This is a genomic window from Acinetobacter sp. Ver3, from assembly GCF_000632455.1.
Lineage (GTDB): Bacteria > Pseudomonadota > Gammaproteobacteria > Pseudomonadales > Moraxellaceae > Acinetobacter.
This window is the reverse complement of record NZ_JFYL01000097.1, coordinates 1-8,345: the sequence shown is the minus strand read 5'-3', so window position 1 is coordinate 8,345 and position 8,345 is coordinate 1. Positions and strand designations below refer to the sequence as shown.

Below are 8,345 nucleotides of genomic sequence, written 5' to 3'. Positions count from 1 at the left end.
TAGTGTCAGTAACAGACTAAAATGCTCGCCTTCAAGTACATTCAACAACGTCATAAATACAGCAATACACATTGCATCATTGAAAAGTGATTCACCCTCCAATTTCACCATTAGATGATGTGGTGCACGTACAGAACTGAGTACCCCTTTGATTCCGATTGGATCTGTAGCACCTAAAGCAGAACCGAGTAATAAAAGTACGAGTATTGGTACAGGGTTACCAATCAAATATTGAAATCCAAATAATAATCCACCAAACAATGCTGCACACAAAACCAAAGCAATAGTGGCAAGAATACTAATTGGCTTCCAATATACTTTTAAATCAGACACTTTAAATTTCAATGCCGACGATGTAAGAATGAAGCAAATAACACCATTTACGAGAAAATCATAAAAATCAATATGACGTACTGCTTCTTCAATATTCGCCAAATTAATGGTGATAAAACGATTATCCCCTAATAAATTGGCGGCCCATTGTAGAATAAAGACAAAAATTGCTGAAACAATTGGCACCCCTATCGCTTGGGGAAAACCTAGAATTCGTTTATTGAATATGGTGGTGGCAATTGAGAGGGCAAAAACCACTGTAAATACTTGGAGAAAAAAAAAGTTGCCCATTTTGCACTCTATGATATGTTTTATTTAAATGAGATCATTTAAATTTTAAATGAAAAAACTATAGCCATTTATTTATTTTATATAAAGAATGATTACTCGCAATCCCTTTTTTTTAAAGATGTGTAGCCTTCCTAATAAATTATTCCATTAGCAGGCTACATGTTTTAACTTTGCAAAAAAATCAATCGATTCTGCTTGGTAGATTTAGATTGAGGCATTGAATGTATCACATTGATTCACATCACCTGTTTTCATGCCACGATCGAACCAATACATTCTTTGTTGGCTTGTGCCGTGGGTAAAGCTATCAGGAACCACATGTCCTCTAGCCTTTTTCTGAAGATAATCATCACCAATCTTATGTGCGGCATCCATTGCCTCTTCAACATCACCTTGCTCCAAGAATTGAGTTCGTTGATGTGTATCTTTTGCCCACACACCAGCTAGACAATCAGCTTGCAGTTCCAAACGAACTGATAATTGGTTCCCTTGAGCTTCAGTAGCTCGTTGTCTAGCTTGTTGGACTTGAGTTGAAATACCTAAGAGATTTTGAATATGATGTCCGACTTCATGCGCAATCACATAAGCTTGTGCAAAGTCACCAGCAGCATTTTGTGTAGATAATTCTGATTGATTTCTTTCACCCGATATACCCATTTGCTGACGCATATCTTTAAAAAAATCAGTATCAATATAGATTTTTTGGTCTGCAGGACAATAAAATGGCCCCATCGCTGACTGAGCTGTTCCACAGCCTGAATTGACTACACCACTAAACATCACAAGTTTCGGTGCTTGGTATTGCATTCCCTGTTTTTGAAAAACGGTGGTCCATGTATCTTCAGTATCAGCGAGTACCGTACCAACAAATGCCGCTGTTTCTTGTTGCTCGGGTGTTGGGTTTTCAATCCCTATCGCTTGTTGCTGATTATTAGAAGTCACTTGTTTAGTTGCCTGATAGGCTTGTTGTGGATCAACCCCAAAAAATTTCCAAGCAACAAATGCAACAACTAAACCGAGAATACTAATTCCACCAGCTTTAGCCCCACCACCTCCACGGCGATCTTCTAAATTACTACTTACTCTCCGGCCTTTCCAACGCATAATCTCAGCCCTTTTTTAATCATATAACATCTTATAATACGTTATTTCACCAAACTCTAAACTTTTCTAGCGTTCCAAAGTTTTTGTATTCCTGAAACAACGACCAAAACAATAAGTCCTGCAATAAAACCTATGACAAAGTTTAAGAACGTCGGGGTTAAAGCACCGATGATACTGCCTACATTTGGAATATGTTCAATATAATCGACTGAATCTTCAGTAAAGTGATGAAATAATGGGATGGTATGATTAATAATACCACCACCGACCAAGAACATCGCGATTGTTCCGACAATGGTTAGTGTCTTCATAAGTTTAGGTGCAAAAGCAAGTAAGCCCTGACCAATTCTTTGTTTCAATGTAGACGTTTGTTTGACGAGATAAAATCCCAAATCATCAATTTTAACAATCATAGCAACTAAACCATAAACACCAATCGTCATTAAAATTGCGATGACTGACAAGACTGCAACCTTTATTCCAAAAGTAGCTGCTGCAACTGTACCCAATGAAATCACGATAATTTCAGCAGATAAAATAAAGTCTGTTCGTATCGCGCCTTTGATTTTATCTTTCTCAAAAGTTGCTAGATCTACATTTAAGTTTTCGAGTTCTTTTTCGGCCTGTTCAGATGTTTTAGCTTTTTTATGGTGTAATGAGTGAATTACTTTTTCTACACCTTCATAACATAAAAATAATCCACCTAACATCAATAATGGATTTATAAGCCAAGGTGCAATCACACTAATTAATAATGCTAATGGAACCAAAATTAATTTATTAACAAATGAGCCTTTTGCAACAGACCAAACGACAGGCAATTCACGGTCGGCTTTCACACCACTAACTTGTTGAGCATTGAGTGCTAAGTCATCACCCAATACACCGGCCGTTTTTTTTGCAGCCATTTTACTCATCAGCGCAACATCATCAAGAATGGTGGCTATATCATCTAATAGCACCAATAAACTATTTGCCATTATTGTTATCCTTCTTTGTTTTTTGGAATTTTATTCTTCTATTTCAATTTATTCTGTATCAACATTATTAATACTATCTCAAATAAGGCGTTTTTAATTCGAATCTTTCGATGCTTTATGCTGACATAAAAAAAAATAATGCCGTACAATATTGCGAAATTTTAAAAATTCAGCCCTAGTGTTGATGACTTTGGTATAGAAAATGAGTAATCAAGATAATCGCCCTGTTATTTTGACAGGTGACCGTCCAACTGGACAACTTCATTTAGGCCACTTTGTCGGTTCTTTACGTTCACGAGTAGGTTTGCAAGATTCCCATCACCAACATCTATTATTGGCTGATGCACAAGCTTTTACAGACAATGCTGATAACTTCGAAAAAGTTAGACGTAATATTATTGAAGTTGCAACTGACTATCTCGCTGTTGGGATCGACCCGACAAAAACAACAATTTGCGTTCAATCAAGCTTGCCAGCTTTGAATGAGCTGACAATGCTTTATTTAAACTTTGTCACAGTTTCAAGACTAGAACGAAATCCTACGATTAAGTCTGAAATACAAATGCGTGGGTTCGAGCGTGACATCCCAGCTGGATTCTTATGCTATCCAGTTGCTCAAGCAGCTGATATCACTGCTTTTAAAGCATCGATTGTGCCCGTGGGTGAAGACCAAATTCCAATGATTGAACAAACAAATGAAATTGTTCGTCGTTTAAATCGTCAGATTGGTCAAGAGCTTTTGCCTGAATGTAGAGCACTGCTATCGAATGTTGGTCGATTACCAGGATTTGATGGTAAAGCTAAAATGTCTAAATCATTGGGCAATACAATTGTCTTAGATGCTTCTGATAAAGACATTAAAAAAGCTGTAAATGCAATGTATACAGATCCTAATCATCTTCGTATTGAAGATCCAGGTCAGGTGGAAGGTAATGTTGTATTTACTTATTTAGATGCTTTCGATCCAAATCCAGAAGAAGTAGCAGAGCTTAAAGATCACTATCGTCGTGGTGGTTTAGGTGATGGTACAGTCAAAAAACGCCTTGAAGGTGTTCTAAAAGAGTTGATCACGCCTATTCGTGAACGTCGTATGGAGCTTGCTAAGGATCCTGATTATATTATGGATATCTTAAAAACTGGTACTGACAAATGTCGTGATATTACGCAAGCAACATTGGATGAAGTTAAAGCTGGATTAGGTGTTTTTAAATTTTAATCCCTAAAAAATAAGCACACTTAAAGCCGCATCACATTGCGGCTTTTTTATGGCTACTTATTAGCCTATTTAAAATTAACCTTCAATTAAACTTATTAACGTAATCTTACACGTTTTAACCCGACTACCAATGAGTTGCTAAATGAAATTGAATATCATTTAATTACTGTTATGAATACCCCCAAAATTCATAACATTTCTCCTTAACCGAAACTGTGTAAGCAGATTCGTTGTTCTGCGCAGTGATCACCCCAATCACTGCGTATTTTTTTATGTTGAATCCATTCAAAATGAAATCAATATTATATAATTGATAATTACGTCACTTTATTTTATTATTTTGATTAAAATTTGATAAAAATTCTAATATCTATAAGAGACTACCCATGTGGGACATGTTTATAAATCCGTCGAACCTATTCTTCAGTATTAGTATCTGCTTGATGTTTTTTATAGGCATTCTTGAAGTCTTTCTATTAATAACAGGTCTCAGTAGTCAAGGATTTTTAGAGCAATTTCTACCTAGTTCATTAGATTCTTCTCCTGAAATGATCGTTGACCATCAATCTAGTATTTGGATTCAATTTTTAGATTGGCTTTATCTTGGACGTATTCCTGTATTAATTTGGCTGATCATCTTTCTCACGACCTTTTCAATTGTTGGCTTCTTAGCCCAATCTATCATCCATCATGTATTTGGATCATTTTTAACAGTCTGGCTCATTACTCCACTGGTACTTGTGGTCTGTATGCCATTCGTACGGCTATTCTCAAGATGGATAGTAAAGATCATCCCTAAAGATGAAACCACAGCAATTCATAGCGACGATTTAATTGGACTTCGAGCAGAAATCATTTTAGGCACTGCTCGACTGCACTATCCTGCGCAAGCAAAACTCAAAGATCGCTTTGGTCAAACACATTACATTTTGGTCGAACCTGAAGCTGACGAAATATTCGTACAAGGTCAGCAAGTCTTACTTACACAACGTAGTTTCAAAGGCTTTCAAGCAATTTCACAATAAATCAACTTAGAGAAAAAAATGTTTAGTTCAAGTTTTTATCAAATTATTATAATTGCAGGACTTATTCTCATTGCACTGGTTGTCATCGGAACCATTATTGCACGACTATATAAACGCTCTAGCAAGGAAGTTTCATTTGTCAGAACTGGATTTGGTGGGGAAAAAGTTATACTAGGAGGTGGTGCAATTGTACTTCCTGTTTTACATGAAGTCATTCCTGTCAATATGAATACCCTTCGCTTAGAAGTTAAACGTGCAGCTGATCAAGCCTTGATTACGCGTGATCGAATGCGTGTAGATGTGATGGCTGAGTTCTATGTTCGTGTTAAGCCAACAGCTGAATCGATTGCTACCGCAGCACAAACTTTGGGTCAAAAAACCATGTCACCAAATGAATTAAAAGATTTGGTTGAAGGTAAATTTGTAGATTCCCTGCGTGCAGTAGCAGCAGAAATGGCTATGGAAGAGTTACATGAAAAACGTGTCGATTTCGTACAGAAAGTTCAACAAGTTGTTTCAGAAGATCTGTTCAAAAATGGTTTAGAACTCGAAACTGTATCTTTAACAGGACTTGATCAGACCAGCTTTAAATTTTTTAACGCCAAAATGCATTTGATGCAGAAGGTTTAACAAAATTAACAGAAACTATTGAAGATCGTCGAAAAAAACGTAACGATATTGAACAAGATGCTGACTTAGCCATTAAAGCGAAAAATTTAGAAGCTGAACAAGCACGCCTTCAAATCCTGCGTGAAGAAGAATACGCAAAGATGCAACAAGAGCGTGAAATTTCGATTCGAAAAGCTGAACAACTTGCTGAAATTGCAACACAAGAAGCTGCCAAAAAACGTGAGGCAGAAGAAGCACAAATCGCTGCAGAACGTGAAATTGAATTAAAACGTATTTCAGCTGCACGTGATGTCGAAAATCAAAATATTCAAAAAGCACAAATTATTGAACAAGCGCAAGTAGAACAAAAGAAAACCATTGAACTTGCGGAACAAGATCGCGCAATCGCGATTGCCGAGAAATCTCGTGCTGAATCTCAAGCCAAAGCACTTGCTGACCAAGCTCGTGCGCAAGCAGTGAAAGCCGAGGAAGAAGTTGTGACTGTTCGTGAAACACAGCGAGCTGAGCGTATTAAAGCGGTTGAACTTGTTGCTGCAAAACAGGCTGCAGAAACTGATGCTATTTCAATTACTGTGGCTGCCGAGGCATCAAAACAAGCTGCTGTAGATGAGGCTGAAGCTGTGCGTACTGCGGCTGAAGCAGAAGCAGAAAAAGTTCGCCTAAAAGCTAAAGGTGAAGCTGATGCTAAAATTTTATTGGCTCAAGCTTTAGAAAAACAATACCAAGTCGATGCTGAAGGGACACGCGCAGTCAATGAAGCAAATAATATCTTGTCGAGCGAACAAGTTGAGATGCAAATTCGTTTGGCACTTTTGAAGTATTTGCCTGAAATCATCCGTGAAAGTGTTAAACCAATGGAAAATATTGATGATATCAAGATATTACAAGTGAATGGTCTTGGTGGCATTACTGGCGCCACAACTTCAGCTGATCAATCAGATCAATCACAATCCGTTGCACTTTCAGATCAAGTGGTGAATAGCGCACTTAGATATCGTTCGCAAGCACCTCTTATTGACAGCTTAATGAGTGAACTTGGTATTCAGGGTGGGGACATCAACGGTCTAACACAAAACCTAAAACCTAACTCCAATTAATGATAAAAGCCCTGATTTTCAGGGCTTTTATTCGCTTTACTGCTAGCTATTGCTGTTCTTATTATTTTTAAGATAACAAATATTATTTTAGGATTGATCAGTTTTCCTTATCCGACGATCTCATGCATTTTTCTTTTACTCCTGCTTTAGCAATTGATGCAGTCACCTTATGACATTATGTATCTTTATTCTAGGCGCAATTTTTGCTGGATTTATTCAAGGACTCACAGGTTTTGCCTTCGCTCTTATTGCGATGTCTTTTTGGGTATGGATTCTACCGCCTCAGATCACCGCCCCCTTGGTCGTTTGTGCATCACTATGGTGTCACATCATTTCAATGTATAAAGAACCAAGAACCTTTATAAAGCCTTCTATCGTTTGGGTCTATATTATCGCTGGCTTAATTGGAGTACCTTTGGGTACTTTTTTGCTTCATTATATCAATGCAGACACGTTCAAATTACTACTTGGGATATTTTTATTAATTTGGTGTCCACTCATGTTCTTTAATCCGCAACTACATTGCTTAAAAGATACAGGACTCAAGATGGACGGCTTGATTGGTTTTTTGGGTGGAATTTTAGGTGGGCTCGGTGGATTCTGTGGTGCAATTCCCTCGGCTTGGGTGATGCTTAAACAACTTCCTAAACATGAGCAACGCAACATTCTTCGACATTTTAATTTTGCCATCCAACTGTTTACTTTGATCATCTATTTATTTAACCAGACCATTAACGTGAATCACTTGTCTTATTTGTGGATTTTAATCTTTGCAGTTAGCCTACCTACGATCATTGGTGCAAAAATTTTTTATCAAATATCTGAGCAAAAATTTAAATCGATTGTCTTAACTTTATTGTTTTTTTCAGGCTTTATTTTAACCTTAAACGCAATTTTCTTTTATTAAAAAAGGCAGATTGTTCTGCCTTCTCCATATCTTAACTGTTGTGCGAATATCTTTGGTCAACGCTAAATTTTTCTGGGAATTTAGCTGAAATCTTTGAATAAAATTCCATAATTTCTGCCATATCCACTTCTATATCTCCAGTAGGATAAATAATTTTACCTACACCACATTTTTTTTGACTGTAATCCATATATGCTAAAGCGATTGGGACATTCGCTGTAATTGCCACATGGTAAAAACCCGTTTTCCATTTTTCTTGTTTTGACCTTGTTCCCTCGGGCGTCACCAACATGACCAATTTTGGATGATCTTTAAAAAGATCTGCCATTAATTGCACCATGCTAGGTCTTTCTTCTCCCTCTTTCTTTGGTCGGCGATTAATTCCGATCCCTCCCATAGCCCGGACAAAAGGACCAAATGGAAACTTCATATAGCTGTCTTTAATTGTAATTCTGACATTTACACCTAAAGCTTTGAGCGCTAATCGCGCATATAAAGCATCCCAGTTACTGGTGTGTGGTGCAGCAATCATGACGCATTGGTCTAAATCTAAAGGCCAATGGTTATCAATTTCCCAACCTAATGCATTTAAACTCTTTTCAGCAATTTTTTCAAACATATAAATATACAGATGTAAATTTTCGGGATTGTAACAGCTTTGGCATTACTTTTATTCAAAATATGTATTAGGTTTTACTATCGCTGTTTTTCTATCTATACATCAATTAAATTGGCTCATGTATTTAGTTAAATAATTTCATT

Annotated in this window: 7 protein-coding genes and 1 pseudogene; 4 read left to right on the top strand and 4 right to left on the bottom strand. The window is 37.0% G+C overall.

Annotation, left to right across the window (positions count from 1 at the left end; translation table 11 throughout):
• The 3 genes from CL42_RS15025 to CL42_RS15015 all read right to left on the bottom strand — a co-directional run.
• Positions 1-624 (bottom strand): cation:proton antiporter (locus CL42_RS15025; RefSeq protein WP_035270409.1); only part of this gene is annotated, 624 nt, incomplete at its 3' end.
• 204 nt (positions 625-828) lie between these two features.
• Positions 829-1,728 carry a neutral zinc metallopeptidase gene (locus CL42_RS15020; RefSeq protein WP_035270407.1) on the bottom strand — a complete coding sequence of 300 codons (900 nt, stop codon included), beginning with the start codon at positions 1,726-1,728 and terminating at the stop codon, positions 829-831.
• A gap of 56 nt (positions 1,729-1,784) precedes the next feature.
• Positions 1,785-2,708 carry a DUF808 domain-containing protein gene (locus CL42_RS15015; RefSeq protein ID WP_035270406.1) on the bottom strand — a complete coding sequence of 308 codons (924 nt, stop codon included), beginning with the start codon at positions 2,706-2,708 and terminating at the stop codon, positions 1,785-1,787.
• A gap of 202 nt (positions 2,709-2,910) precedes the next feature.
• On the opposite strand from CL42_RS15015, the gene trpS reads away from it, so the two are divergent.
• The 4 genes and pseudogenes from trpS (at position 2,911) to CL42_RS14995 (ending at position 7,583) form a co-directional block, all read left to right on the top strand.
• Complete coding sequence (gene trpS, locus CL42_RS15010; protein ID WP_035270403.1) at positions 2,911-3,924, top strand: tryptophan--tRNA ligase; 1,014 nt, start codon at positions 2,911-2,913, stop codon at positions 3,922-3,924.
• A gap of 386 nt (positions 3,925-4,310) precedes the next feature.
• Entirely contained in the window at positions 4,311-4,949 is a 639-nt protein-coding gene (locus CL42_RS15005) for a YqiJ family protein (RefSeq protein ID WP_035270401.1), read from the top strand.
• Positions 4,950-4,967: 18 nt separating this feature from the next.
• Positions 4,968-6,676, top strand: a pseudogene (locus tag CL42_RS15000) (flotillin domain-containing protein).
• A gap of 169 nt (positions 6,677-6,845) precedes the next feature.
• Complete coding sequence (locus CL42_RS14995; RefSeq protein WP_035270398.1) at positions 6,846-7,583, top strand: sulfite exporter TauE/SafE family protein; 738 nt, start codon at positions 6,846-6,848, stop codon at positions 7,581-7,583.
• A gap of 31 nt (positions 7,584-7,614) precedes the next feature.
• On the opposite strand, the gene CL42_RS14990 is transcribed toward CL42_RS14995, so the two are convergent.
• The gene (locus CL42_RS14990) at positions 7,615-8,202 is read right to left on the bottom strand and encodes a 1-acyl-sn-glycerol-3-phosphate acyltransferase (RefSeq protein ID WP_035270397.1); all 588 of its coding nucleotides are present in this window, start codon (positions 8,200-8,202) and stop codon (positions 7,615-7,617) included.
• Positions 8,203-8,345 lie beyond the last annotated feature (143 nt).

Excerpts from the sequence above, each read along its gene's own strand:
- trpS (WP_035270403.1), top strand. The coding sequence starts at position 2,911 with ATGAGTAATCAAGATAATCGCCCTGTTATTTTGACAGGTGACCGTCCA.
- CL42_RS14990 (WP_035270397.1), bottom strand. The coding sequence starts at position 8,202 with ATGTTTGAAAAAATTGCTGAAAAGAGTTTAAATGCATTAGGTTGGGAA.
- CL42_RS15015 (WP_035270406.1), bottom strand. The coding sequence starts at position 2,708 with ATGGCAAATAGTTTATTGGTGCTATTAGATGATATAGCCACCATTCTT.
- CL42_RS15020 (WP_035270407.1), bottom strand. The coding sequence starts at position 1,728 with ATGCGTTGGAAAGGCCGGAGAGTAAGTAGTAATTTAGAAGATCGCCGT.
- CL42_RS14995 (WP_035270398.1), top strand. The coding sequence starts at position 6,846 with ATGACATTATGTATCTTTATTCTAGGCGCAATTTTTGCTGGATTTATT.
- CL42_RS15005 (WP_035270401.1), top strand. The coding sequence starts at position 4,311 with ATGTGGGACATGTTTATAAATCCGTCGAACCTATTCTTCAGTATTAGT.